Annotated in this window: 19 protein-coding genes; 3 read left to right on the top strand and 16 right to left on the bottom strand. The window is 60.1% G+C overall.

What is annotated here, in order from left to right; all coding sequences use genetic code 11:
* Positions 1-48: 48 nt before the first annotated feature.
* The 11 genes from VDP81_RS13200 to VDP81_RS13150 all read right to left on the bottom strand — a co-directional run bounded on the left by VDP81_RS13200 (position 49) and on the right by VDP81_RS13150 (position 14298).
* The gene (locus VDP81_RS13200; RefSeq protein ID WP_322997304.1) at positions 49-2565 is read right to left on the bottom strand and encodes a ribonucleoside-diphosphate reductase subunit alpha; all 2517 of its coding nucleotides are present in this window, start codon (positions 2563-2565) and stop codon (positions 49-51) included.
* A gap of 205 nt (positions 2566-2770) precedes the next feature.
* Positions 2771-5944 carry an EAL domain-containing protein gene (locus VDP81_RS13195; RefSeq protein ID WP_322997303.1) on the bottom strand — a complete coding sequence of 1058 codons (3174 nt, stop codon included), beginning with the start codon at positions 5942-5944 and terminating at the stop codon, positions 2771-2773.
* A 91-nt stretch (positions 5945-6035) separates the two neighbouring features.
* Positions 6036-7463 (bottom strand): 4Fe-4S binding protein, encoded by a 1428-nt coding sequence (locus VDP81_RS13190; protein ID WP_323012575.1) that lies wholly within the window; start codon positions 7461-7463, stop codon positions 6036-6038.
* A 16-nt stretch (positions 7464-7479) separates the two neighbouring features.
* Positions 7480-8352 carry an FTR1 family iron permease gene (locus VDP81_RS13185; RefSeq protein ID WP_323012574.1) on the bottom strand — a complete coding sequence of 291 codons (873 nt, stop codon included), beginning with the start codon at positions 8350-8352 and terminating at the stop codon, positions 7480-7482.
* A 17-nt stretch (positions 8353-8369) separates the two neighbouring features.
* The gene (locus VDP81_RS13180) at positions 8370-8714 is read right to left on the bottom strand and encodes a cupredoxin domain-containing protein (protein WP_322997300.1); all 345 of its coding nucleotides are present in this window, start codon (positions 8712-8714) and stop codon (positions 8370-8372) included.
* Between the two features lies 1 nt (position 8715).
* Positions 8716-9252, bottom strand: coding sequence for an iron transporter (locus VDP81_RS13175; protein WP_322997299.1), 537 nt, complete (start codon positions 9250-9252; stop codon positions 8716-8718).
* A 185-nt stretch (positions 9253-9437) separates the two neighbouring features.
* Positions 9438-10007 (bottom strand): polyhydroxyalkanoate synthesis repressor PhaR, encoded by a 570-nt coding sequence (gene phaR / locus VDP81_RS13170; protein WP_322997298.1) that lies wholly within the window; start codon positions 10005-10007, stop codon positions 9438-9440.
* A gap of 5 nt (positions 10008-10012) precedes the next feature.
* A complete protein-coding gene (phbB, locus tag VDP81_RS13165; protein ID WP_323012573.1) occupies positions 10013-10750 on the bottom strand; it encodes an acetoacetyl-CoA reductase in 738 nt (245 codons plus the stop codon).
* 10 nt (positions 10751-10760) lie between these two features.
* On the bottom strand, positions 10761-12380 hold the full coding sequence (locus tag VDP81_RS13160; protein WP_323012572.1) for a class I poly(R)-hydroxyalkanoic acid synthase: 1620 nt from the start codon (positions 12378-12380) through the stop codon (positions 10761-10763).
* A 140-nt stretch (positions 12381-12520) separates the two neighbouring features.
* Positions 12521-13336: a peptidoglycan editing factor PgeF gene (gene pgeF / locus VDP81_RS13155; RefSeq protein ID WP_323012571.1), complete on the bottom strand. Its 816-nt coding sequence runs from the start codon at positions 13334-13336 to the stop codon at positions 12521-12523.
* On the bottom strand, positions 13333-14298 hold the full coding sequence (locus tag VDP81_RS13150; RefSeq protein ID WP_323012570.1) for an RluA family pseudouridine synthase: 966 nt from the start codon (positions 14296-14298) through the stop codon (positions 13333-13335). The genes pgeF and VDP81_RS13150 overlap by 4 nt, the downstream gene beginning before the upstream one ends.
* A 55-nt stretch (positions 14299-14353) precedes the next feature.
* Here VDP81_RS13150 and VDP81_RS13145 point away from each other — a divergent pair, with 55 nt between their 5' ends.
* The gene (locus VDP81_RS13145) at positions 14354-15193 is read left to right on the top strand and encodes an outer membrane protein assembly factor BamD (RefSeq protein ID WP_416233256.1); all 840 of its coding nucleotides are present in this window, start codon (positions 14354-14356) and stop codon (positions 15191-15193) included.
* Here the strand turns inward: VDP81_RS13145 and VDP81_RS13140 are convergent, their stop codons facing one another.
* On the bottom strand, positions 15194-17191 hold the full coding sequence (locus VDP81_RS13140; protein ID WP_323012569.1) for an ATP-dependent DNA helicase: 1998 nt from the start codon (positions 17189-17191) through the stop codon (positions 15194-15196). It lies immediately after the preceding gene.
* Positions 17192-17310: 119 nt separating this feature from the next.
* Between VDP81_RS13140 and VDP81_RS13135 the strand changes: the two genes are divergently transcribed.
* On the top strand, positions 17311-19671 hold the full coding sequence (locus tag VDP81_RS13135) for a Tex family protein (protein ID WP_323012568.1): 2361 nt from the start codon (positions 17311-17313) through the stop codon (positions 19669-19671).
* A gap of 4 nt (positions 19672-19675) precedes the next feature.
* On the opposite strand, the gene VDP81_RS13130 is transcribed toward VDP81_RS13135, so the two are convergent.
* Together VDP81_RS13130 and VDP81_RS13125 are read right to left on the bottom strand one after the other, a co-directional pair.
* The gene (locus VDP81_RS13130) at positions 19676-20974 is read right to left on the bottom strand and encodes a CaiB/BaiF CoA-transferase family protein (RefSeq protein WP_323012567.1); all 1299 of its coding nucleotides are present in this window, start codon (positions 20972-20974) and stop codon (positions 19676-19678) included.
* 10 nt (positions 20975-20984) lie between these two features.
* Positions 20985-22172: an acyl-CoA dehydrogenase gene (locus tag VDP81_RS13125; protein WP_323012566.1), complete on the bottom strand. Its 1188-nt coding sequence runs from the start codon at positions 22170-22172 to the stop codon at positions 20985-20987.
* Positions 22173-22295: 123 nt separating this feature from the next.
* Here VDP81_RS13125 and VDP81_RS13120 point away from each other — a divergent pair, with 123 nt between their 5' ends.
* The gene (locus VDP81_RS13120) at positions 22296-23270 is read left to right on the top strand and encodes a LysR family transcriptional regulator (RefSeq protein ID WP_323012565.1); all 975 of its coding nucleotides are present in this window, start codon (positions 22296-22298) and stop codon (positions 23268-23270) included.
* Here VDP81_RS13120 and VDP81_RS13115 read toward each other — a convergent pair.
* The gene (locus VDP81_RS13115) at positions 23197-24558 is read right to left on the bottom strand and encodes an aspartate aminotransferase family protein (RefSeq protein WP_323012564.1); all 1362 of its coding nucleotides are present in this window, start codon (positions 24556-24558) and stop codon (positions 23197-23199) included. The genes VDP81_RS13120 and VDP81_RS13115 overlap by 74 nt on opposite strands.
* A gap of 23 nt (positions 24559-24581) precedes the next feature.
* Complete coding sequence (locus tag VDP81_RS13110) at positions 24582-26072, bottom strand: PLP-dependent aminotransferase family protein (RefSeq protein ID WP_416233255.1); 1491 nt, start codon at positions 26070-26072, stop codon at positions 24582-24584.
* Positions 26073-26160: the final 88 nt, after the last annotated feature.

The following is a 26160-nucleotide window of genomic DNA, read 5'->3' as shown; positions in this document are numbered from 1 at the left end:
GCCCCTGGACATACCAGGGGCAAACGGCGCATGACAAACAGCGATGGCTTACAGGGTGCAGCCACCGGCACAAACAGGATCATCGGGGTCATCCATGCCATGGATGGCCTCGGCCAGGGGCTGACCGGCGGAGATATGGATGCCCACGGTGCCCGCCAGATTGACAAAGCCTTGGGCCGCCGGGATATCTGCGATTTTTTTCATCCCGGCCGAGGTTTTCTGGTTCATGTAGTATTTTGACTTCAGGCCCATTTTTACCCGGTACAGGTAGTTTTGGATCATCTCGGTGGACTCGATGCTGGCGTCGCCGATGACCTTGCGGTAGAAGTCTGCCGAGATCCCCTGATCGGTCCATTTTTGAATAATGGCATAGATGTCAGTCATGTCCTGGGCCGGGACTTCCCAGGCGGATTCATACCAGGCACCGAGTTCATCGCCTTCGGGAGCGGCCCAGTAATTGACCCGCTGATTATCGGTCTTGATCATGGTGAGTTCGCGAATCGGATAGACGCCATTGGTGGTGCCCGATGAATTCGCCGAGGTCTCGGTCGGCATGTGGGCAGCCACCACTGAATTGCGGATACCACCATTGGCAACGATCTCGGCGCGCAGGGATTCCCAGTCGTACTGGTTTTTAAAATCAGCGACCTTGTCTATGTTGGGGTTGTAGGTGTCGATCGGCAACCAGCCCTGAGGCCAGCGGGTCTTGTGCATCCACGGGGCGTTACCTAGTTCACGGCCCAGTTGGAGGCTGGCCTGCACCAGATGGTAATAATGGCGTTCGGCCACCCAATGCACGAATTGCTTGCCTTCGGTTTCGGTGTAGCGCTTATGGCTACGCGCCATCAAATGGGCCAGACCCAGCATCCCCACCCCTGCGTTCAGCCGGGCCTTGGAGGTGACCCCGACGTGTGGCAGTTCATAGTCAGCCAGGTGAATGCATTTGTCGATCATCAGCAAGGCGTAGTAGGCGACCTCTTGGTATTGGGCATCGGACTCGATGTTGGACACCACAATGCCGGCCAGATTGCACGTAGCGACCTCGGGCGAGGAATAGCGCACGATGCGCGCCACCTGGCGGCCATCGGCCAAGGTGTCGCCGGCGGCCAGGTCTTCCTGATAGATCTGACCACGGGTCGTGTCCACCATCCCGGTACCCGGCTGCAGGGTATGCAGGCGTCCATCGGCATCCTCGAATTCCACCAGACTGATGTCCGTCGTCTGGTAAAGCTCGGTGATGTGGTTGTAGGGCTCCGTGGGCAAGGCGATCTCGGAGCATAGGTTAGAGCTGTAAATCGTGCCCTTGAAGGGCGTATGACGATTCATCTCGTAGATGTTGTGCTCGTAGACGCGGCCCGTTTCGTTCCACTCGTTAATGGCGGTGATCAGCAGTTCGCGGGCATTGACGGTCTGTTTCTTGAAGCTGGGATCGGCTTCGTATTTGGCATAGAGCTGCTCGAAGCGGGCCTCGTCGCTGCTGTACAGGGCATCGTAGAGATCTGGCGCGGTATAGCAGTTAAACAGAAAGATGTTTTCGTTGCGGGCGACCTTGCGGGCAAAAAAACGATTGCCGCCCCAGGAATAATCCATACCGCGGATCTTGCGGTCCTCGGTGGACATGGGGTTTTTCAGGCGCAGCAGCACATCGACCTCGGGGTCGAAGATGGAAAAATAGCTGGTGCAGGCACCGCCACGGCCATTTTGCAGATTGGCCTTGATTTCAGCCACGACCGCGCGCAGATAGGGCAGCTTCCCCTGGTGACGAATCACGCCGCCGCGCACGGGATCATTGACCGAGCGCGTCTGCAGGTAGGACCCGATGCCGGCGCTCATGTAGGTCATGGTATTGGCAATATGGTTGCCCACCGCGATGGATCGCGCTGAATCGCCCGAGGCATACAGGCAGCAACTGGCATAGCCACGCAAAGGAGTACCCAGATTGATGTGGTTGGGCGTGGGGGCGTTGATGCGGTTTTTAGACAGGTGTTCGTAGAATTTCGCCACGTCGTTCATGCGGCGCTGGCGCGGCTGGTCCACCGCCAACGCCATGGCCATGCGCATGTAGACGAACTGCGGGGTCTCGTAGTGTATGCCCTTGACGCGGTCGGAGATGGCGTATTTGGACCGGTGTGTATGAATCTGATAGTGAGCATATTCGAAATCACGCGTGTGATCGATCATGCCCTCGACCTGAAAGTATTCTTCTTCAGAATAATCCAGGCGCTCCATGTAGCCTAGTTGTTCGAGCAGGCGATGCAAGGTCAACACCGAGGGAAAAGCCCCGCCGCAGACGTCTTTCAGTTCTTTTTGGGCCAAGGCGGCATACAAGCGCCCGGCCATGCGGTTATACGACCAGGTATCGGCATCCAGGCAGTGTCGGATCAACTGTATCTGCAGGAATTCCGAGGAGCACTCCTCGGGCATATTGGTGACGGTCTCCAGCACCACGGACGGCCAATCCACGCGATCGCCCAATGTGGTGGCACCCCATTCACCCCAGCCATTGAGCTTGGACGGAATAAAAGGTTCTTTGCGTCCATCACGTTTGACGACGGTCTTGATCATGGCAGTATCTTCTTTGGGTGGGAGTGGGTGATGATGTGCTGCGGTCAGCATTCTGTTGTGCTGGCAATTCACACCAAATATTGTGCATATGCTACAACAAACACACTACATGTAGTGGTCGAAAAATGACCAAAACCTGCCCGCCAGACCGCTGGGCAGCGCGCAAACCAACAATGGCGCGGCCTCCCGGAGTTGAAACGGTTTGTTAAATCAGCGGCATCCTGGTCTGCCGATCCATACGCACCAGCGCCTCGAAATCGGCCAGCGGAATCGGGCGGCTGAACAGGTATCCCTGCCAGGTATGGCAATGATGACGCTGCAGAAAATCACGCTGCTCGGCGGTCTCCACGCCTTCGGCGATGACTCGCAAGCCCAGGCTGATGCCCAGGGCCACAATGGTGCGTGCAATCGTGGCATCGTTGGGATCGGTCAACACATCGCGCACAAAGCTCTGGTCGATCTTGATCTGGTCCAGCGGCAGTCGCTTAAGATAAGCCAGCGATGAATAACCCGTGCCGAAATCATCCAGGGCAAAGCTCAGGCCATAGCGCTTCAAGCGCTCCATTTTCTGGACCGTGTCCTCTAGGTTCTGCAGCAACAGGCCCTCGGTGAGTTCAAGCTCCAGCAGATGGGCATCAGCCCCGGTGCCGGCCAGTGCAGCCAGCACCTGATCGACAAAATCAGCCTGACGGAATTGACGCGGACTGACATTGACGGCCACGCGCAAACCGACCATGGCCGGATCTTCAGCCCATTTTGCCAGCTGCTGGCAGGCCGTGCGCAAGACCCAGTCGCCCAAAGGCAGGATCAGGCCGCTTTCCTCGGCCAAAGGAATGAACGAAGCGGGCGGCACATAGCCATCGCGCGGATGCTGCCAACGCAGCAACGCCTCACAGCCAATAATTCCTTGTGGACCCACCTGCGCCTGGTAGAAAAGCTCGAACTGGTTTTGCTCTAGCCCCACCCGGATATCCGCTTCCAGGGCAGCCCGCCCATGCACCACATCCTGCATGCGAGGATCATAGAAACGCAAGGTATTGCGCCCGGCGGATTTGGCCTGATACATGGCCAAGTCGGCGCGCCGCAGCAGTTCATCGACCTTCTCGCCACGCCCGCGAAACAGGCAGGCCCCCACACTGACGCTGGAATGATAGTAGGTATTTTGCAGTTGATAGGGCGTGCGCAGGAGATTGAGTATCTGCTGGCCGATGGATTCCACCTCTCGGGCGGCATCCTCGATCTGCTCGGCAAGGTCGGTCAACACGATCACGAATTCATCGTCTCCGTGGCGGGCGATGGTATGGGCCTGGGCCAAGCCCGTGCGCAGGCGATACGCTACCTGGCGCAGCAGCTCGTCCCCCGCCTCATGGCCGCGGGTCTCGTTGAGTGTCTTGAAGTGATCCAGATCCAGCATCAGCAAAGCCCCGTACTGCCGATGGCCGCTGCTGAGGGCCAGCGCCTGTTCCAGGCGATCCACCAGGAGGCGGCGATTGGGCAGGTCAGTCAGGGCATCGTTATAGGCCAGGTAGTGGATTTCTTCCTCGGCGGCCTTGCGGGCGCTGAGATCCACGATGGTCATCAGATAATCAGCGCCGAATTTCAAGCCGGACAGTTCAACCAAACGGACCGTGGCATCCTTGCACAGAATCAAGGTTTCCAGATGCGCGCGCGTTTCGCCGACCTTGGCATCCGGGCGCCACTGGCGTTCCCAGGATCGGCGGATTTCGCGCCGGTCATGGGAATCGGGGATGGTCAGCATCCACCAGGCCCGGACATCCGGCATGTCCTGGATGTCATAACCGCAAATCTGCAGGAATTGCTGGTTGCGAAACACAATCTGCTGTTGGGCATCCACCAGGCATACCCCGACTGGCAGATGATCCAGCAAAGTACGCAAATGGTGTTCGCTATCGCGCAGGGCGTCTTGCATCCGGCGGCGCTCTGTGACGTCCTGGATGACAGCCACATGATAGTCGGGCGCAGCCCCGGCCTGCAAAATAGGCGATACAGTCAGTTCGACCCAGATGTCATGGCCGTCTTTATGCAGCATGCGCTTTTCCAGCTGGAATTCCGGGATTTCCCCAGCTTGCAGCCGCGCCATCCAGCGCAAATCCTCCTTGAGGTCGTCAGGATGCGTCAATGCCTGAAACGAGCAGTGCAGCAATTCGGCCGCAGTGTAGCCCATGATGGATGCATAGCGTTGATTGACCCGCACCAACCTGCCTGTGCGTACGTCGGTCAGCGACACCCCGATGGCAGCCTGATTGAATACCGCCCGAAACCTTTCCTCGCTGTGCTCCAGCGCCTGATGCGTGGCGGCCACATCCGATACCGCCAGACGATGGCGCAGCATCAGGGAATTGACCAGCGCCCCCAGCAATAGGGATAGGGCCAGGCCCGTCCCGCCCACCCACCAGGGCAGCCAACGCTCGCCAGCCGACAGCAGGTGCTGCGCCTGGGTGTATTGCAGTGACCAGCGACGGCCCAGCAAGTCCAGCTGGCTCGTGGCCTGCAAGGGATCGGACAAGGACTGTGCCGCATGGAGTAACGACGCACCAAAAGGGCTGCGGCCAGATTGCTCCACAGGCGGATCATCCACCCCGCCAGCATCGAAGATTTGCACCGACAGGCCGCGCAAGAATCCAGCAGCCCGAATTCCATCCAGCATCTCTTGGACTTGTATGACAGCGCCCACCGCCCCAATGAACCGAGGCAACTGTGCCACGCCGACGTCAGACGTCGTGACATAGACGGGATAGCGCACCACCACCGCCTGAGGCGCGGTGGGTTGCTGCACCAGAGAAAAAGGGGCCGAAAGCACGGGTTCATCGGTATCCCGCGCTGTCAGCAGCGCCGCCAGATTGGTGGGTTGAGAAGCAATATCCAGACCCAGCACACCCTGGTTGTTCTGGTACGGCCAGAGGAACTCGACAATATAGTGATCCCCAGACAAGCCAGGCGGATGCACAAAGGGGGCATCAATACCGTTGCTTTGAAGGTTCTGTACCCGCATGCGACGCTCGTAGTCGGGTAGTTCGGCCGCCGTCACATAACGCACAAAGGACAGATTGACGAGTTCTGGGTAGGCGTCAGGCACGGCATGGCGCTGGGCAACCTGTTCAAATTGGCTGCGAGAAAGATGGGGCCAGATCAAAAACAGATCGCGAAAGCTGGCCACTACCTGCGTATAGGCCAACAGGCGCTGGGAAACAGCCTGAGAGGTAGCCTGGATCTGGTGGGAAAACCGGGTCTGCCTGGCTGCCCGGGAAACATCCAGTTGCTGATGCACCAGGATGGCGGTCAAACCCAGCCCAAGCAAGCACACCAACACCCCGGCCCACCAACGATTCAAACCCCGATGCCATCGGGCTGCCGCCATGCCGTGCTCCAAGGTCTAGGATATCAAAGCAAAAGAATAACGAATTTATCCTGACCAGAGTACTGAGGCAAGCCCCTACAGCATAATGGGTTTACCAGACAATAAAGAACAGCACCCAAGCCCAGACAAATGGCACCAGGCCCAATCCGACAGCCATCACGGCACATAGCCTGGGCCAGGGCTGCAGGGTGCGCAAGCCCGCCAAACGCCACTCGAAACGCAGGCTCCAGGCCAGGGCCAGGGCGAGCAGCGCAAAACGCACAGGATTGGCCCACCAGGTTGGCACCCCTTCGTGTTGCAGCAGCGTCAGCGTGGTGGCGGTCAGGCCCAGAAAGACCCCTGCCCCCGCAACCGGGATCAAACCCTGTGCCAATTTATGAACCCCGGCCAGGCGACTGCGCAAAAGCCGACCTGCCGCATCCCGAACCCCAGGCTGCTGGCCGGGCGGCAACAAACGATCAGCCAAACACAGACCCATCAACACCCCGCCGCCGACCACCACCGCAGCGCCGAAGATAAACAGCAGGATGACCGTGCCATCCAGCCAACTGAAGCTGTCATTGACCTGGGGGTAGTGGGTCAACAAAAACCAGGGGGCATTATCGGCCAGCGGCCAGTAGACATCGTGGTTGACCAGCCAGGTAGCCATGGTTTGCTTGAGGGTGACATACCAGGGACTGGCGCTCCAGAGGAATGCCCCAATTGCCAGACCCATCAGGCCAAACACGATCAGCATGGTCTGCCAGCCGCTGCCATCGGCCACATGGACGATTTCGGCCTCGGGCGAGCGTGACGATAAGGTGATGGCCCCCCGGTAGTCGCTGCAGCGCCCACACATGTGGCATTCGGCCGCTCCCTGCATATTGCGCAAAGGCAATAAAGGAGCGCAGTTGATGGTTTCGGTACGGCGTACCGGGGCGCGCCAAGCCTGGGCGTCCACCCGATAATACCAAGGGGCAAGCTTGGCCAGGAGATTGAAAACACCATTGACTGGGCACAGGTATTTGCACCAGACGCGCTTGTCACGGCCATATAACCAGCCCACCACAATGGCCGCCACGGTAGATCCCCCCAGCACAGCGGCCACTGCCCAGGGGTATTGGTAGACGCTGACCAACTGGCCATAGATCGTCGTCAGGGAAAACGCCACAAAAGGCCAGCCACCCCAGCGCATCCAGCGTGGAATGGCGCCGCCGCGCCCATGGCGGCTGGCCCATTCCGTCAGCGTGCCTTCTGGGCAGAACAAGCCACACCAGGCGCGCCCCAATAAAGGAATGGATATCAGCACAAACGGCCACCAGACTCCCCAAAATGCGAACTGGGCGACGATGGTGAGGTTATTGAATACTGAAGCCGTGCGATCGGGCAGCGGCAGCAGAGCCGGCACGATCAGCAAGACCAGATAAAACACGACAATCACCCACTGGAGGGTGCGGATGGCCTGCTGATGATCTCGCAGAAAATCCCCTACCCGGGCAACAGCAGCCCGAAAACCCAGGCCTCGTGTGACGGCGCTCATGGTGTTTTGCCTGATATCAGAAGGAAGATTTCTGCGGCGCCACCTGAACCCGCGCGGCGGCAGTCGTCCCAGGCACGGAACTGGACGCACGGCGCAACAGCCACCACACCACGCCCCAGTACGCCAACCAGATCAATACCTGGGACAAGGCTGGATAAGCCCGATAACCGGCAAAGTCAGCCAGCACACGCCCCAGCGTGGTCTGGGTATCCAACAGGCTGCTGCTATCCCATACCGGGTCCATCAGCGCGGGCAGTATATCCAGGGAAATCAGACGATCCGTGGCGGACACCAGCAAGGCCCCGGCCAGCAACAGCAGCAAGATTTCGGTCAGCCTGAAAAAGCGCCGCCAGGTGATCACACGCCCCCCCAGTTGCAGCAGCCAAAATGTAAACAGCGCCGCCACAAAACCACCGAAGCCAGCCAGCAGCAGCCCCCCCAGGGCATTGCCGTCCGAGGCGGACAGTACCGTGCCATAAAGAAACACCACGGTTTCGCTGCCCTCGCGAGCCACGGCAATCATCACCAGCACCAGCAGCCCCCACCAGTGGTCGCCGCCCAGGTTTTGAGCCGCCCCGGTTTCGAGCTGGCGTCGAAGGCTGCGGCCATGCTGGCGCATCCAGATGACCATTTGCACCACCAAGGCACAGGCGACCAGCGCCATGATGATCTGAAACCACTCCTGACCGGTATCCGACAGCCAGGAAGCCACCCCCAGCAAAACCAGCGCCAATGCCCCAGCCAGCAATAAACCGGCCCCCACCCCGCCCCATAACCAGGGCAGGCCGCGCCGACCTTCAGGCGAGGCGCGCAGCCAGGCATAGAGAATCCCGACCACCAGAAGGGCTTCGACACTTTCACGCCAGACGATGAAGGCGACTTGTTCCATGATTCAACCAGGGAAGCTCAGGGCTTGGGCAGCACGACGAGCGTGCCTTTGACCTGAGGATGAAAATCATCAAAAAAAGGATATTCGCCTGGGCGCGACAGGGACAGAACGACAAACGAGGTCACCCCCGGTCCCAGGACTTTTTCCTTGCGCAGGGGCAGGCTCTCGAATTCGACTGCCTCGGTGCTTTCGTTGATCAGTATGATCTTGAAGCGCCCGGCAGGAACCTCGAGCCGGACAGGCTCGAAAGTGCCGTCAGCCTTGAAAGTCAGCTGATAGACCGGCATATCGGCCCAGGCGCCAGACCAAGGCGCCAGCCAGCCCGTCAGCGCCAACAGCAGGACCGCCAGCCGGGCACGCATCTCAGTATCCGCCTTTCTTGCCGGTGCCGGCAAAGACGAACTCATATTTGACTTCGAAGGGCTGGAACCATGGCGCAACGCCAGTTTCTTTATCGACGTGGCGGCCAAAATGATTGCCGGATGCGGCTTCGGGCGAACCGATGATAAAGGTCAGCTGGTATTTCCCCGGGCCATCCAGCTTGACGTTATCGCCATAATGCGGGCCATCGTTGGCCACCATGGGCATGAAGTCGCCTTTGATGACCCGATCACTGCCTTGTTTTTGAAGCACATACTGGATATTGAGGTAAGGCGCCCAGGCGCCCTCAGGCAGGCCATTGGTATTGTCGGCGGTCGCATGAATATCGGCTTCGAGGTGGACATCCGAGTCCTTGGCCGCGCGCATCATGCCCTCGGGCTCCATCACGACAGGCTGCAAATACACGGCGGCAATCTCCAGGCCATGCAGCTCAGCAGGCTCGCCGATGGGGTATTCGGCGGCCAGGGCGGAAGACGCCAGCCCCAGGCCAGCCATTGCAATGAGCAGTTTTTTAACCATCAAATAGTCTCCTGATTGAAAAAGGGAATGATTCTCGTTAATTTCAATTGCGATCAATATACACCTGTTTCAGCGGATTCATCAGGCATTTTCAAGCAAAAACGGGATGCTTGGCATCCCGTTTCCGGTGAACAAAAGACCATTTAGCTGATGATGGCTAAAAGAAAATATCACTTAAACGAAATTCAGGATTTCTTTCCAGACGTGTCGGACGGACCTGGAAAGGGAAATCCAGTAAATAAATTACGCGTCTGGTCCTGCATCTGGTCCTGCATCTGCACAAACACGCTACGGCTTTGTTCAAGATAGTTGTTCATCATGTTCTGCAGGGCCGGGGTCTGCATGCTCATGAGCTGGGCCCAGGCTTCAGGGCCAAAGTGCTGTTGGTACAAGTCCTGGGACTGCCCAGTCATCCGATCCTGGACGTCCATGAGCATCTGGATGTTTTTCTCCAGGAAAGTGCCCATGACGCCCTGCATGGCGTGGCCATAGAAGCGGATGATCTGGGCCAGCGCCGTGGCCGAGAACATAGGCATCCCGCCAGACTCTTCCTCCAGGATGATCTGCAGCAGAATGCTGCGGGTCAGGTCGCCGCCGGACTTGGCGTCAACCACCTGGAAATCCTCGTTATCCAGCACCAGCTGCTTCACATCAGCCAAGGTGATGTAGGCGCTGGACTGGGTATCATAAAGCCGCCGATTGGGGTATTTCTTGATCAAGCGGGTGGATTGGGAAGAATCTGCAGCGTGAGGCATCGGCATCAACCCATGTGCAGGCCGCCATTGAGCGAAAAATCCGCCCCAGTGGCAAAGCCTGCGTCGTCAGAGGCCAGCCAAGCCACGATAGAACCGATTTCCTCGGGGGTGCCCAGGCGTTTGACGGGGATGGTGGCAACGATTTTTTCCAGCACATCGGGACGGATGGACCGCACCATGTCAGTACCGATATAGCCCGGTGACACCGTGTTGACCGTCACGCCCTTGCCAGCGACTTCTTGGGCCAAGGCCATGGTAAAGCCATGGATGCCGGCTTTTGCCGTGGAGTAGTTGGTCTGGCCGAACTGGCCTTTTTGGCCATTGACGGAACTGATATTGATGATCCGACCCCATTGGCGATCAACCATATCGTCAATCACCTGCTTGGTGACATTGAACAGGCTGTTCAGGTTTGTGTCGATGACGGTACGCCAGTCGTCCTGGGACATCTTGCGAAACAAGCCATCGCGGGTGATACCGGCATTATTGACCAGCACATCCACCGGGCCGTGTTTTTCCTTGATGTCGATAAAGGCCTGGACCGTGGATTCCCAATCGGACACATTGCCGACCGAGGCATGAAATTTATAGCCCAGGGCCGCTTGCTCGGCGAGCCATTTGGCGTGATCGCGGCTGGGGCCGCAACCCGCCACCACGGTAAAGCCTTCTTTGGCCAGGCGTTGGCAAATGGATGTACCGATGCCACCCATGCCACCAGTAACGTAAGCCAGTTTTCCGCTCATAGGATCTCCTTCAGTCTGCTTTCACTTTGACGTAGCGCCCAGGGGCGGGCTCTATCGAGGGGTATTTTTTAGTGCCCAGGCTGCGCGCAGCGCGCTGCATGGGGCCGGCGTGCCTTGCCAGCCAATCCAGCCAATCAGGCCACCAGCTGCCTTTGGTATGGGCGGCGGCATCCAGCCATTTATCCGGGTCGCTGGGCAAGACACCCGCATCCTGGGACCAGTAGCCCCGGCGCTGGCGCTCGGGGGAATTGATAACCCCGGCAATATGGCCGGATTCCCCCAAGACGAACCGCAGCGGCCCGCGCAATAACAGTGTCGAGGCATACGCCGAGGTCCAAGGCACGATGTGGTCATCGCGCGAGGCATACAGATAGGTCGGCATATCCAGTGAACGGAAATCCACTACCTGGTCGCAAACGTCCAAATACCCTGTTTTCAGCTGGTTTTCCAGATACGTGTTACGGAAATACCAAGTAAAGAAGGGGCCGGGCAAATTTGTGCCATCGGCATTCCAAGCCAGCAGATCGAAGGCCCGGGGCGCTTGCCCCATCAAGTAATTAGAGCCAACGTAATTCCAGACGAGTTCGGAGGGCCGCAGGAAAGAAAAGGTTGTGGAGAGTTCGCCTGCGGTCATCAGACCGCCTTGGCCGAGCTGCTGATCGCGCGTACGCGCATGCCATTCGTCGACAAAGACATCCAGAATGCCGGTATCGCGAAAATCCAGAAAAGTGGTGAGCAGGGTGAGTGCCGCCACGGGGTCCTGACCACGCGCCCGAGCCACTGCCAGCGCAGTGGACAACAAGGTACCCCCCACGCAAAAGCCCAGGGCATTGATCTGGGGCTGACGGCTGATATCGCAGACAACCTGGATGGCCTGCAGAACACCGTCCTGGATGTAATCATCCCAAGTCTTGGTGTCGATAGGATCGGCGTCATCCGGGCGCGGATTGCGCCAGGAAATCATGAATACCTGAAAACCAGCCTGTACGGCATGACGCACCAGGGAATTGCCCGGCTGCAGATCCAGTATGTAGTATTTATTGATGCAAGGCGGCACCATCAACAGAGGGCGCTGGTATACCTGCGCCCCTGCCGGCTGATAGCGGATGATCTGCATCAGGGGGTTTTCATAGACCACGGCACCCGGTGTCATGGCCAGGTTTTCGCCTGGCACAAAAGCGGATTCATCGGTCTGGGTAATGCGTTTTCGGCGGACATCGTGCAGCAGATTGGTTATGCCTTTTTGCAAGGACTCGCCGCCCGTTCGCACGAACTCCTGGATGGCGTCCGGGTTGCTGACCAGGTAATTGGAAGGTGCTGCGGCCTCGACCCATTGCATGACGGCGAACTGCAGGCGTTCGCGCATGGAATCGCCGACATCGGCGGCCTGGGCGAGCTGCTGCAGCGCACGCGCCACAATGAGATAGGCATGCGCCGAAAATAAAGATTGGGGGCTCTCGGACCAGGCATCCGACGCAAAACGGCGGTCGGACAGCGGTGCCAAAGAACCTTGCTTTGCCTGTGTCAGCAATGCCTGCCAATCGCGCAAGAAACCGGATTGAATCTCGGCCAAGCGCTCGGCAGAGGCATCGGACGGTGACGCCTGCTGAGATGAATTGGTATTGCTCACTGCATCCCCCGCCCTAGTAAAGCCATACAAGGCTTTGTGATCTATGTGCCAACCATTCTGACAGCTTGATGCGCCGCGTCAATCCGGGTAAATCGCTACCCCTGACAAGCACCATCGAAGCAGAAATCATTCTATTTGTATCATACCAGCCAAGCCACCGTTGCCTGACGACCTGTGGGTACTTGTCTACGATAAGAAAAGTACTGATCGGGCTGCTGATACGTGCATTGCCTGCTGAGTTCGATGTGGTCCACCCCAGCCGCCTGCAGCCTATGACGGGCCAAGCCCGCCAGGTCGGCCAACCAATGGCCCCGCCGCCCTGCGGGTACAAAGCACGCGGCATGGGCCGCCTGCCGACCCACAAAAGCCTGACGAACCTCGTCGCCAACCTCGAAGACTTCCGGCCCAATGGCTGGCCCGACCCAGGCCCGCCACCCCCGGGCTGCGGGCGCCTGTCGGCGCAAGGCCGCCAGGGTATTTTCCAGCACACCTGCCGCCAGACCACGCCAACCGGCATGGGCCGCCCCCAGCACGGTGCCGTCCTGATCGGACAGCACCACAGGCAAACAATCCGCCGTCAAAATCGCCAGCGGCTGAGCTTTAAGACAAGTGATGGAAGCATCGGCACAAGGCGCTCCGGTGAGCGTAAGCGGCAGCACATCGACGGCTGCTGCTTCTTTCGAATTCAGCAATACGCCCTGCGCAGCATCCCAGACACCGGTGCCATGCACTTGATCAAGCCACACGGGCTGTCCTGGCAACACCGCCAGCAGACTTGCCCGATTGTGGATGACGTGCGCGGGATCATCGCCCACATGTAGACCCAGATTGAGGCTGTCCCAGGGGGGCAGGCTGATCCCCCCGATACGACAGGTGGAGAAATACCGCACCCCCGGCCAAGGTGTGCCGGTGACAGCAGCCAGGCCACTATCCCAGGACAGTAGCCTGGCCGTCATCGCGCAGCCTGCCAGGAAATCTGTGCTTGGCAAGTCTGAAAATCAGCGGGCAGGTCCGCCGTGTAGGACTGCCAATGACCGCTGTCCGGGTCCTGGAAGCTGAGTGCGCGGGCGTGCAGCATCTGTCGGGTCGCTTGGGCAATAGCACGTCCGCCATATACGCTGTCGCCCAGCAAAGCATGGTGCAACAAGGCCATATGCACCCGGATTTGATGGGTACGGCCAGTCTCCAGGTGACAAATCACCTGTGATACGGCCTGATCCTGCCAGTGCCCAATGCGCTGGGCCTCGTAGTGTGTGATGGCGGGCTTGGGGGCAATGGGATGCTCTGCGCTCATGCGCACCGGCACCCGGGCATCACGCCCAATCGGCGCATCTACCCGCCCTTGGCCCATCAGGGTGCCATGCACCAGGGCACAGTATTCGCGCTTGACGGTGCGCGCCTGCAACTGACGCACCAGGGCGGTCTGGGCGATTTCGGTGCGCGCCACCACCAGCAAGCCAGAGGTGTCTTTGTCCAGTCTATGCACAATACCGGCCCGCGCCACATGCAGCAGTTCTGGATAGCGGAACAGCAGGCCATTGAGCAAGGTGCCATGCCAGTTGCCGGCGCCGGGGTGTGTCACCAGGCCGGCAGGTTTATTCACCACGACCCAGTCGGGGGATTCGGCCACCACCTGAAAATCGACGGGCTCGGGCACAAAGGCCAGGTCTTCGGGGGCCTGCTGCGGCCAGACCTGGATACGCGCCCCTGGTCCGACCCGGGACCGCACCCGCCCGACAACCCCATCCACCTGCACATGGCCACCTTCGATCCAGGCCTGCAGGCGGCTGCGCGAATGCTGCGGCAGCAAACGTGCCAGAACCTTGTCCAAGCGATCGGGCAAGGCCAGCAAGGGCAGCTGAAACAACAAGATATCCTCGGTGGAGAGGTCTTCAATAACGGGTTCTGTGTCAGACATGGCGACAAATCATATAATCTGCCGACAATGCTAACACCTTGAACAAGGATGTCCCGTGGCCGCGCATGCACTTGCTTTACTGAAACCCCTGTCATCCCTCACGCGCTTGGCGCTGGCCAGCCTGTGCCTGGCACTGGTGGCTGGCTGCAGCACCACCTCTGGGAAAGTCGACCCCACTGCCGGCTGGAGCGCCGAACGCCTGTATACCCAGGCCCGCGCCGACATGAGTTCAAACAACTGGTCCGAGGCCCGCAAGAACCTGGAATCCCTGGAGGCTCGCTATCCATTCGGGCTCTATGCCCAGCAAGCCCTGATCGACCAAGCCTACGTCAACTGGAAAGACGAAGAGCCCGAACAGGCCCGGGCCAGCATCGATCGTTTCATGCAGCAGTACCCGAACCATCCAGGCACGGACTACATGCTGTACCTGAAGGGCATGATCACGTTTACGCCGCCCAGCGCCATTTTGTCCAATGTGACCCGCCAGGACCCCAGCGAACGCGATCCCAAGGGGCTGCGCGAATCCTACGAGGCCTTCAATGAGCTGATCCAGCGCTATCCAGACAGCCGCTACACCCCGGACGCCCGCAAGCGCGCCGCCTGGCTGGTCAACACGATTGCCGAAAATGAAATCCACGTTGCACAGTACTACTACAAGCGCGGTGCCTACGTGGCAGCAGCCAACCGAGCCCAGACCGTCGTCACGGACTTCGAAGGCGCCCCGATCGCTGAAAAAGCCCTGTATCTGATGATGCTCAGCTACGAAAAGCTGCAGTTGCCAGAGCTGGCGGCCGACGCAAGGCGCGTGCTGGACCAGAACTTTCCCAACAGCAAATACCACCAGCAGGGCCTGGACGAGCCCGTCAATTACTGGAACCCCATCAACTGGCTGTAATCACTCGTCCATATCCAACTGCGCTGCAGCATCCGCCAACGGAGGGTGCTGCAGGAAGTCTGCTGCCACGGCGGCATCCCGGGTCCGAGCAAAAGGCGGCAAGCCCTGCCACAGCAGGCGTCCATAGGGCTTGTCCACCAAGCGCCCATCCCCCACCAGCAATACCCCCCAATCCGATTCGGATCGAATCAGGCGCCCGGCCCCCTGTTTAAGCAGCAGGGCAGCCTGTGGCAATTGGTATTCCATGAATGGATTGCCCCCCTCGGCCCGACAGGCATTCAGCCGGGCCTCCAGCACTGGATCATCGGGCGGCGCAAAGGGCAGCTTATCAATTGCCACCAGCGTCAAGGCATCGCCCGGCACATCGACGCCCTCCCAGAAGCTGGTACTGCCCACCAACACGGCATTGCCGCCGGCCCGAAAACGCTCTAGCAAGGCCCCCCGGCTGGCCTCGCCCTGGCGCATCACCGCCCTGTCCGACGACAGCAGGCCGCGCAACAACTGATCGGCCACCCGATCCACGGCACGCAGCGTGGTGCACAGCACCAACACGCCCCCGGCACAGGCATCCACCAGCGGAATCAAAGCCTGGGCAAAGGCGTCGGTAAACTTGGGATCGCTGGGCCAGGGCAGGCCCTGCGGGACATACAGCAGGCCTTGGGCCGGATAATCAAAGGGCGAAGCCCAACTGGCGGTCTGGGCGCCGTGCAAGCCCAGTTGATGCTGAAAATGCGAAAAATCACTGCGTACCGACAAGGTCGCGGAGGTCAGCACCCATGCTTGTTCGGGCCGCTTAAAACCAGAAAAAACCCGTGCCACCGATAATGGCGCCCGATGCAGCCGCACTGAATGCTGGCTGTGTTCTATCCAGCGCACGGCAGCCTGATCGGCGGGCTCAGGCTGGCCTCGGGGGGGCTGGGCCCATTGCACCAGACGCGCACGCAACAAACGTGCCGTGCGGGCCGCCGCCGCCAGATCGGGGTGGCGTTCTTCTTGGGTGCCCAGGGCCTCGGCCAGGGCATCAAGCTCCTGCCCCAGACGATCCAGCACCGGATCGAATTGGTCTGTATCGGGAATTTGATCAAAGGTGGCGCGCGCACCCGGCATCCGCCCCACGGCAGCGCTGACAAGACGCAACTCCCGCGCGGCGGCCTCAAGGGCCTGACTGCGTTCCGACCAACGGGCGGCCTCGCGTGCGTGGGCCAGACCGGCAGCCTCGGCCTGACGGGCACAATCCAGGACCTGATGCAAGGACAGGCTTTGCCCTAAAAACCGCGTGGCGGTTTCCGGCAACTGGTGCGCTTCGTCAAACACGACCAAGCGAGTCTCAGGCAGCAGGTCTGGAATCCCTTCTTCATGCAAGGCCAGATCCGCCATGAACAAGGCATGATTGACCACCACCACATCGGCCTCCTGGGCATGGCGACGGGCCTTGAGCAAAAAACAATCCCGCACGAACGGGCAATCCTGGCCCAGGCAGTTTTCCCGCGTGGACGTGACCCGATTCCAGATATCGGCAGTTTCAGGCACGCCGGGCAAGTCAGCTTTGTCGCCGGTCTGGCTGATCTGGGTGAACTGCCGGATCTTGCGCAACTGGGCGATTTCGTCGTGCGACTTCAGGCCCCTATCGTCTTGCTCCAGCCTTTCGAGGTGATAGTGGCACACATAATTGCTGCGGCCTTTGAGTAAAGCCACATTCACGGACAAGGCCAGGGCGTCTCGTAGGCGCGGGATATCGCGGCGGTAAAGCTGATCCTGCAAGGTGCGCGTGCCAGTGGAGATCAGCGTTTTTTCGCCTAGCAAAAAAGCCGGCACCAGATAGGCCCAGGTCTTGCCGGTGCCGGTGCCGGCTTCGGCCACCAGCACATCGCCGGACTCTATTGCCGCTTGGATCGCCTGAGCGAGATCCTGCTGAGCCTGGCGCAAGGCATAGCCCGGCAAGCGGCGCGCCAAGGGGCCATCAGGGCCAAAGACTTCGGTCAGGTCGGAGCTGGACATGAGAAAACACTGGATAAAAAGACATGGATCAGGGGGATGATACGCCAGGCCAAGGCCCAAAAACGGCATGGTATGGCAAAATGCGCCGCTTAGACTTCGTTTTATTTTAGGCCGCCCGTATGTCCTCTGCCTCGAACACCCCCACCGCCCATCAGGTCGATCCAGCCCGTGTCCTGCGCCTGCTGGACGCCGAGTTGGATGCCCGACCAGCCCAGATCGCCGCTGCGGTTGACCTGCTGGATTCCGGCGCAACCGTGCCCTTTATTGCCCGCTACCGTAAAGAGGTCACCGGCGGGCTGGACGACACCGTATTGCGCCTGCTGGAAGTCCGCCTGCTGTATATCCGCGAACTGGAGGGTCGGCGCATCGCCATCCTGGATTCCATTACCCAGCAAGGCAAGCTGGACGATGCCCTGCAAGCCCAGATCCTGGCAGCCGACAGCAAACAGCGCCTGGAAGACCTGTACGCCCCCTACAAGCCCAAGCGCCGCACCCGCGCCCAGATCGCCCGCGAAGCAGGGCTGGAGCCCCTGGCCGAACGTCTGCTGAGCGAGGCTGGGGTCGACCCGCAGGCGCTGGCGGCAGACTATCTGAATGTCGATGCGGGTTTCGCCGACACCAAAGCGGTGCTGAATGGGGCTCGCGATATTCTGAGCGAACGCTTTGCCGAAGACGCCGGACTGCTGGAGACCTTGCGCAGCGAACTCTGGAACACCGGCCTGCTGATCGCCAAGGTGGTGTCCGGCAAAGAAAACGAGGGCGAGAAATTTCGCGACTGGTTCGATTTCAACGAAGCCCTGCGCACCCTGCCCTCACACCGCATTCTGGCGCTCTTGCGTGGCCGCCAGCAAGGCGTGCTGGATCTGCGCCTAGGGCTGGACGCCGAACGCGAAGCCCTGAACCCGCACCCCTGCGTACAGCGCGTTGCCGACATTCTGAAAATCGACGCCCGCTTCGACACCCAGGCAGATGCCCGCCAGCACTGGCTGGCCGAGGTCTGCCGCTGGGCCTGGCGCGTGAAGCTGCTGACGGCCTTCGAGACTGAGTTGGTCGGCCGCCTGCGCGAAGCCGCCGAGACTGAAGCCATCCGCGTCTTTGCCGCAAACCTGAAAGACTTGCTGCTCGCAGCGCCTGCCGGCCCCAAGACCGTACTGGGTCTGGACCCCGGCATCCGCACGGGCGTCAAGGCCGCCGCCATCGACGCCACAGGCAAGGTTCTGGACACTGCCACGATTTACCCTTTTGAACCACGCCGAGACATAGAAGGCAGTCTGCGCACCCTGGCAGCCCTGATCAAACGCCACCAGATTGCGCTGGTGGCCATTGGCAATGGCACGGCGTCACGCGAAACCGAGCGCCTCGTGGGTACGCTACAAGAGCGCCACCCGGAACTCAGCTTCAGCCGGGTGGTCGTGTCCGAGGCCGGGGCTTCGGTCTATTCCGCCTCCGAACTCGCCGCCCATGAATTTCCAGACCTGGATGTCAGCCTGCGCGGCGCGGTATCCATTGCCCGCCGTCTGCAAGATCCGCTGGCCGAACTGGTCAAGATTGAACCCAAGGCGATCGGCGTGGGACAATACCAGCACGACGTGAACCAACGTGAGCTAGCGCATTCCCTGGATGCCGTGGTCGAAGATTGTGTGAACGCGGTCGGGGTGGATGTGAATACCGCCTCTGCGCCGCTGCTGACCCGGGTGTCGGGCCTAAACATCACGCTTGCCCGCAACATCGTGCAATGGCGCGAAGCCCATGGAGCATTCCCCAACCGCAAGGCCCTGCGCGACGTCCCGCGCTTTGGTGAAAAAGCCTTTGAACAAGCCGCCGGATTCTTGCGCATCCCGGGCTCCGACAACCCTCTGGATGCCTCGTCCGTACACCCTGAGGCCTACCCGGTGGCCGAGCAGATCATCCTGAAGACGGGACGCTCCGCCCACGAACTGATGGGCCAGGCTCAGGCCCTGAAAGGCTTGTCTCCGGCAGACTTCACCAACGAACGTTTCGGCCTGCCTACCGTGCGTGATATTTTTGCCGAACTGGAAAAACCGGGCCGCGACCCGCGCCCGGAATTCAAAACCGCCCAGTTCAAGGAAGGCATACACGACATCAAGGACTTGATCCCCGGCATGACCCTGGAAGGCGTGGTCAGCAACGTGGCCAATTTCGGTGCCTTCGTCGATATTGGCGTGCATCAGGATGGCCTGGTGCATGTCTCGGCCCTGGCCGATAAATTCGTCAAGGACCCGCGCGACGTAGTGCGCGTGGGCCAGACGGTGCAAGTGCGCGTGCTGGAGGTTGACCCAGCGCGCAAGCGCATTGCCCTGAGCATGCGCAAAGACGACCCCGAACCGCGCCCGGCCAGCCGTGCAGGCAACAGCCCCGGCAATCACCGGACCGGTACGCGCCAGCCTGACCGCAAGGGTCGCCCCGCCTCAGCCCCGCAAGGGACGATGGCCGAGGCTTTTGCACGCCTGAAAAAATAAGGGCTCAGATGGTTCCAGCGGTGCGCAGCGCCGCCAGCGCCGACGCATCCAAGCCCAGGATTTCGGCCAGCACATCATCTGTATGCGCCCCCAACACAGGTGGCGGCAGGCGGTAGTCCACCGGCGTCTCTGACAGCCGGATAGGGCTGGCCACCAAAGACGCCTGTCCTACCTGGGGGTGCGGCATCTCGATGCGCAGTCCCCTGGCCAGAACCTGCTCGTCGGCAAACACCTGGTCCAGGGTATTGATGGGACCACACGGCACGGCGCAGGATTCCAGGGCCTGAATCCACTGCGCGGTGGTGCGGGCCGTGGTCAGATGCCTCAAAATAGGGATCAGTTCCTGCCGATGCTCTACCCTGGCCCGATTGGTGGAAAAACGGGCGTCGACAGCCAGATCCGCCCGCCCGGCCTCCTGGCAGAAACGGGCAAACTGACCGTCATTGCCAACGGCCAGAATCATATAGCCATCCGCCGTGGGGAAGTCCTGATAGGGCACGATGCTGGGATGCGCATTGCCCAGACGCTGCGGGCTGCGGCCCGTGGCGAGATAGTTCATGGCCTGATTGGCCAGACAGGCCAATTGCACATCCAGCAAGGCCATGTCCACATGCTGACCAAGCCCGGTGTGCTGGCGGGCAGCCAAGGCAGCCTGAATGGCATTGGCCGCATAAAGCCCAGTGAGGATATCGGTCAAGGCCACCCCGACCTTCATGGGGCCGCCGCCAGGCTCATCGTCGGGCCGCCCGGTGACGCTCATCAGCCCCCCCAAGCCCTGGACCAGAAAATCGTAACCGGCACGTTCGGCATAAGGGCCGGTCTGGCCAAAGCCCGTGATTGAGCAATACACCAGGCGCGGGTTCAGCGCCCGCAGGCTGGCATAATCCAGCCCATAACGCGCCAGTCCGCCCACCTTGAAATTTTCGACCAGCACATCGGAAGCGCAGGCCAGTTGACGGATCAAATCCTGTCCTTGGGGGCTGGCCATATCCACCGTCACCGAGCGCTTATTGCGATTGGCGCACAGATAATAGGCCGCGACGCGCGACTCTTGCCCTTGCTCATCCTTCATCCAGGGTGGCCCCCAGCCACGCGTATCGTCGCCGCTGCCGGGGCGCTCGATCTTGATGACGTCAGCCCCCAGATCGCCCAGGATCTGCGTCGCCCATGGCCCGGCCAGGACCCGCGACAGATCCAGCACCCGGATGCCCGACAAAGCCCCCTGAGGAGCGCCGGACAGCGACGTCAAGGGATCAGCGAGCTGCGGCTGCCCGATGGGCGACTGAGCTGGATTCTGTGCCATGACAGCCTCCTTAGTTGGAAAAGGCTGCAATGCCGGTGATGGCCCGCCCCAGGATGAGGGCGTGGACATCGTGCGTGCCTTCGTAGGTATTCACGACTTCCAGATTGACCAGGTGGCGGGCAACGCAGAATTCATCGGAAATACCGTTGCCACCCAGCATGTCACGGGCAGTACGCGCAATATCCAGGGCCTTGCCGCAGGAGTTTCGCTTGATGATGGACGTGATTTCGACCGGCGCCTGGCCTTCGTCTTTCAGGCGGCCCACCCGCAACACGGACTGCAGGCCCAAGGTAATTTCGGTCAGCATATCGGCCAGTTTTTTCTGGACCAGTTGGTTGGCAGCCAGCGGACGGCTGAACTGTTTGCGGTCCAGCACATACTGGCGGGCGGTTTCATAGCATGCCTCGGCGGCTCCCAAGGCCCCCCAGGCAATGCCGTAGCGGGCCGAGTTCAGGCACGTGAAGGGGCCGCGCAAGCCACGCACATCCGGAAATATATTGTCCTCTGGGACAAAGACCTCATCCAGCACGATTTCGCCCGTAATGGATGCCCGCAGGCCGACCTTGCCGTGGATCACTGGCGCGGACAAGCCTTTCCAGCCTTTTTCCAGGATAAAGCCCCGGATATCGCCAGCCTCGTCCTTGGCCCAGACGACAAAGACATCCGCAATCGGGCTATTGGTGATCCAGGTCTTGGAGCCGCTTAACTGGTAGCCGCCGGGCACCTTGCGGGCGCGGGTTGCCATGGAGCCAGGATCGGAACCATGATCGGGCTCGGTCAGGCCAAAGCACCCGACCCATTCACCGGAAGCGAGCTTAGGCAGGTATTTTTCTTTTTGGGCCTGGGTGCCGAAGGTATTGATCGGCACCATGACCAGCGAGCTTTGCACGCTCATCATCGAACGGTAACCGGAGTCCACCCGTTCGACTTCGCGGGCGATCAGGCCATAGCAAACATAGTTGAGCGCCGCCCCGCCAAATTCTTCTGGAATCGTGGCCCCCAGCAGCCCTAATTCGCCCATTTCACGGAAGATCGCCGGATCGGTCTGTTCCTTGCGAAACGCCTGCTGGACCCTGGGCAACAGGCGTTCCTGGGCGTAGGCACGGGCGGCATCGCGCACCATGCGCTCGGTCTCGCTCAACTGCTGATCGAGCAGCAAAGGGTCTAGCCACTGAAACTGGGGACGCGAAATGGACATGGAGATCTCCTGTAATCCTGTCAACAAATGGGTAATAAGTGATGATTTATCATCCTATATCGAGACTCCTCCATAGACAACCGATATAATTTACTGAATTTGTGATTTTTTAACACTCTTTAAATGCGTAAACGACTGCCCAGCACGCAAGCCCTACAAGCCTTCGAGGCCGCCGCCAGGCACGAAAGCTTCACGCGGGCCGCCCAGGAACTATCCCTGACCCAAGGCGCCATCTGTCGTCAGGTCGCGGGACTGGAGGGCCTGGTCGGCGTGCCGCTGTTCCAGCGCGTGCGGCGAGGCGTGCGCCTGACCGATGCCGGCGAGCGTTACGCCAGGCTGGTACGGCGACAACTGGACACCCTGGAGCGCGACACCCAGGCCGTGATGGCCCACCAAAGCGGCGGCGTGCTTGAACTGGCCGTGGTACCGACCTTTGCCACCCGTTGGCTGCTGCCACGACTGAAAAATCTACGCCTGGATCGACCAGGGCTGCAGGTCAATATGGCCACCCGCACTCGGCCTTTTTTATTTGAAGACACGGAATTCGATGCCGCCATTTATTCCGGCGACCCCCGCTGGCCGGGGACCGAGGCACATTTTCTGATGCACGAAAACCCAGTGCCGGTCTGCAGCCCCGCACTGGCCGAAGGTCCCTTGGACGCAGCCGCCATCGCCACCCTGCCCTTGCTGCAACAAAGCACCCGCCCCACGGCCTGGCGCGAATGGTTTGCCTCGACCGGCCAAGCAGCTTCCGGCGATATGGCCGGCATGCGGCTGGAACTGTTTTCTATGCTGGCTCGGGCTGCCAGCGACGGCCTGGGGGTGGCCCTGATTCCACCATTCTTGATTCAACAGGAATTGGCGGACGGCTGCCTGATTGTGCTCAATCCGCACAGCGGCCCTGGCCAACGCGCGTTCCACCTGATCATTCCCGAGCGCAAGCTGAGCCAGCCCACCCTGGTGTACTTCCGTGACTGGCTGGCGGGACAGGCCGGATACGATGGCCCATCACCGCCTGCGGCTGCTACAGCGCACGCGCCGTTTCTTCCAGCGACTGCTCAAAACGATCCACCACCTCATGGATCTGTGCTTCGGTAATGATCAGAGGCGGACAAAAAGCCAGGCTGTCCTGGATGCTTCGCAAGATCAGACCATGCGCCTGTGCCCGCCGCAGCAACATCCCTCCGACTTTACCCACAGGGTCAAAAGACTGGCGGGTAACCTTGTCCGCGACCAGTTCGACGGCTGCGATCAGGCCGACGCCACGCACCTCGCCCACCAGCGGGTGATCAGACAAGGCGCGCAGACGACGCTGCAATACGGCCCCGACAGCAGCCGCATGATCCACCAGTCCGCGTTCTTCGATGATACGGATGTTTTCCAATGCCACAGCCGCCGCCACCGGATGGCCGCTGGCGGTGTAGCCGTGGCCGAAGGTGCCTAATTCACCGCTATGACGCACCAGAACAGAGGCCACGCGCTCATTCATGAGCACGGCCGCCAGGGGTTGATAGGACGAAGTCAGCTGCTTGGACAAGGTCATGAAGTCGGGCTCGATACCAAACAAATCCGATGCAAACATATGCCCCGTGCGGCCAAAGCCGGTAATGACCTCATCGGCAATCACCAGCACATCATATTTCCGGCAGACGGCCTGCATTTTTGGCCAATATGCCTCGGGCGGCACGATGACGCCGCCGGCGCCCATGATGGGTTCGCCAATGAAGGCGGCGACGGTCTCGGGACCTTCCCGCAGGATCAGTGCCTCAAGTTCAGCGGCCAGTCGGTCACCAAATGCGGCCTCGGTTTCGCCCGGTTGACCCTCGCGATACCAGTGCGGGCAGCGGGCATGAAGGACCTGCGGCAGTGGCAGATCGAAGCTGCGGTGATTACCAACCAGACCGGTCAGGCTGGCAGAAGCCACCGTCACACCGTGGTAAGCGCGTTCACGGGCAATGATTTTTTTCTTGAGCGGCCGACCCAGCGCATTGTTGTAATACCAGACCATCTTGACGATGGTGTCATTGGCCTCGGACCCGGAGTTCGTAAAGAACGCCTGGGCCATGCGGCCACCAGTCAAACCAATCAATTTTTCGGCCAATTCGATCGACGGCACATTCGAGCGCTGGCTGAAGGTGTGATAGAAGGGCAGGTTTTGCATTTGCTCGAAGGCGACTTTGGCCAGACGCGGCTCGCTGAACCCCAGGGCTACGCTCCAGAGGCCCGCCATCCCTTCGATGTACTGTTTTCCTTCGGTGTCATAGACATGGATGCCATCGCCGCGCGCCATGATGCAAGGGCCTTCTTCGCGCAGACGCTGAGCGTTGGTATAAGAGTGAAACTGATAGGCCACATCGCTGTGCGCCAGACTGTCGGGTGTACTCATGGCGAGATCCTTTTATAAAAAAGTCAAAGATAAGCGCCAATCACACGCGCCAGCGTGTCAAAGGCGGGCCGGATTTCCGCCAGGGTAGCCCCGGCATAACCCAGCAATAAGCCTGGGCGAGCATGCGCACGTTCCAGGTAATAATTGCTCAGGGCGCGGGCCACCACCCCCTGCTGCAAAGCATCACGTACCACGAGGTTGTCATCCACCCCGTCGGGCAAGGCCAGAACCAGATGCAAACCGGCATCGTCGCCAATGATTTCCAGGTCCTGGCCAAAATGCTCTGCAATTTTCTCGATCAGACACAGGCGACGCTCGGCATAACGGCGGCGGACACGCCGGATGTGCTGGGCCAAGTGCCCTTCGCGGATGAACTCGGCCAGCACGGCCTGATTCATCATGTTGCCTTCGCGGTAAAGTTCGGCCACCGCATTGGCAAAGGTATCCGCCAGGTTCTCTGGCACGACCAGAAAGCCTACGCGCAAACCGGGGTACAGCATTTTGCTGAAACTGCCCGCATACAGGACCCGACCGGATTCATCCATGCCCTGCAAGGAAGACAGCGGGCGCGTGCCATAGCGGAATTCGCTGTCGTAATCGTCCTCGATAATCCAGCAGGACACCTGGCGGGCGTAATCCAGCAGCATGCGGCGGCGAGTCAGGCTCATCACCATGCCCAGGGGGTATTGGTGCGACGGCGCCACCACAATCAGGCGCGGTGGCTGGGCGTATTGCGCCCCATCCGGCAAGATGCCTTCATCGTCCACCCGGATCGGCACCAGATGCAGGCCACTGACAGTCAGCAGATTGCGAATCCCCCAATAGGCGGGTTCTTCGATCCAGACCGTATCGCCTGGCTCGCACAGCAGGCGCACAGCCACGTCGATGCCCTGGTGAATGCCGGTCGTCATGATCACCTGATGGGCAGTGCTGCGCACTGCGCGCACGCTGCTCAGGTAGTCGGAGATCGCCTGACGCACCGGCCCATAACCGCCTGCCGGTGCATAACGCATCAGATCCCAGGGTTCGGTGCGCCATAGGCGGTTCTGTATCCTGGACCAGACCTTCAGCGGAAATTCGCGCACATCGGGAATGCCCGGCATGAACGCCCCGGACTGAAGGTTGGAAAACCCCAGATTGGACACCAGGACCTGCCCGCGCGCCGACAAGATCCGCACGTCTTCCCGACGAACCTCAAGGCGCCCGGCCTCATCCGGTGGGGGCGACAGCGGCTCGACCAGGTCCTGGCTGATGTCCTGCACATAGGTGCCGCGCCCCACCCCCGCCCGCACATAGCCTTCTTCCGATAACTGTTCGTACACCTGCAGCACGGTGTTGCGCGCAATACCGAGTTCGGCCGCCAATTCGCGGGAAGATGGCAGGCGCATCCCTGCCGCCACATGGTTGTCCAGAATGGCTCTACAAATCAGTTGATATAAGCGCCGATATGCAGGACCGGGATCAGACCGATCAAAGCGCTGTAACAACCACTCTGAGAAAATGAAAGAATCCAAATTGGCTCCATCATATTTATTTAAATGGATCTATTTGACAAACCAAAATATTAGTATAGTGAAAAAAAAAGCAAACGGATACACCCCG

Source organism: Castellaniella sp. (genome assembly GCF_034675845.1).
Lineage (GTDB): Bacteria > Pseudomonadota > Gammaproteobacteria > Burkholderiales > Burkholderiaceae_B > Castellaniella.
The sequence above is the reverse complement of the archived record's forward strand: the minus strand, read 5'-3'. Positions and strand labels throughout refer to the sequence as shown.

What these genes read in the sequence shown, in the direction of transcription:
- VDP81_RS13200 (WP_322997304.1), bottom strand. Translation starts at nt 2,565, where the DNA reads ATGATCAAGACCGTCGTCAAACGTGATGGACGCAAAGAACCTTTTATT.
- VDP81_RS13195 (WP_322997303.1), bottom strand. Translation starts at nt 5,944, where the DNA reads ATGGCGGCAGCCCGATGGCATCGGGGTTTGAATCGTTGGTGGGCCGGG.
- VDP81_RS13190 (WP_323012575.1), bottom strand. Translation starts at nt 7,463, where the DNA reads ATGAGCGCCGTCACACGAGGCCTGGGTTTTCGGGCTGCTGTTGCCCGG.
- VDP81_RS13185 (WP_323012574.1), bottom strand. Translation starts at nt 8,352, where the DNA reads ATGGAACAAGTCGCCTTCATCGTCTGGCGTGAAAGTGTCGAAGCCCTT.
- VDP81_RS13180 (WP_322997300.1), bottom strand. Translation starts at nt 8,714, where the DNA reads ATGCGTGCCCGGCTGGCGGTCCTGCTGTTGGCGCTGACGGGCTGGCTG.
- VDP81_RS13175 (WP_322997299.1), bottom strand. Translation starts at nt 9,252, where the DNA reads ATGGTTAAAAAACTGCTCATTGCAATGGCTGGCCTGGGGCTGGCGTCT.
- phaR (WP_322997298.1), bottom strand. Translation starts at nt 10,007, where the DNA reads ATGCCTCACGCTGCAGATTCTTCCCAATCCACCCGCTTGATCAAGAAA.
- phbB (WP_323012573.1), bottom strand. Translation starts at nt 10,750, where the DNA reads ATGAGCGGAAAACTGGCTTACGTTACTGGTGGCATGGGTGGCATCGGT.
- pgeF (WP_323012571.1), bottom strand. Translation starts at nt 13,336, where the DNA reads ATGACGGCCAGGCTACTGTCCTGGGATAGTGGCCTGGCTGCTGTCACC.
- VDP81_RS13150 (WP_323012570.1), bottom strand. Translation starts at nt 14,298, where the DNA reads ATGTCTGACACAGAACCCGTTATTGAAGACCTCTCCACCGAGGATATC.
- VDP81_RS13140 (WP_323012569.1), bottom strand. Translation starts at nt 17,191, where the DNA reads ATGTCCAGCTCCGACCTGACCGAAGTCTTTGGCCCTGATGGCCCCTTG.
- VDP81_RS13135 (WP_323012568.1), top strand. Translation starts at nt 17,311, where the DNA reads ATGTCCTCTGCCTCGAACACCCCCACCGCCCATCAGGTCGATCCAGCC.
- VDP81_RS13130 (WP_323012567.1), bottom strand. Translation starts at nt 20,974, where the DNA reads ATGGCACAGAATCCAGCTCAGTCGCCCATCGGGCAGCCGCAGCTCGCT.
- VDP81_RS13125 (WP_323012566.1), bottom strand. Translation starts at nt 22,172, where the DNA reads ATGTCCATTTCGCGTCCCCAGTTTCAGTGGCTAGACCCTTTGCTGCTC.
- VDP81_RS13120 (WP_323012565.1), top strand. Translation starts at nt 22,296, where the DNA reads ATGCGTAAACGACTGCCCAGCACGCAAGCCCTACAAGCCTTCGAGGCC.
- VDP81_RS13115 (WP_323012564.1), bottom strand. Translation starts at nt 24,558, where the DNA reads ATGAGTACACCCGACAGTCTGGCGCACAGCGATGTGGCCTATCAGTTT.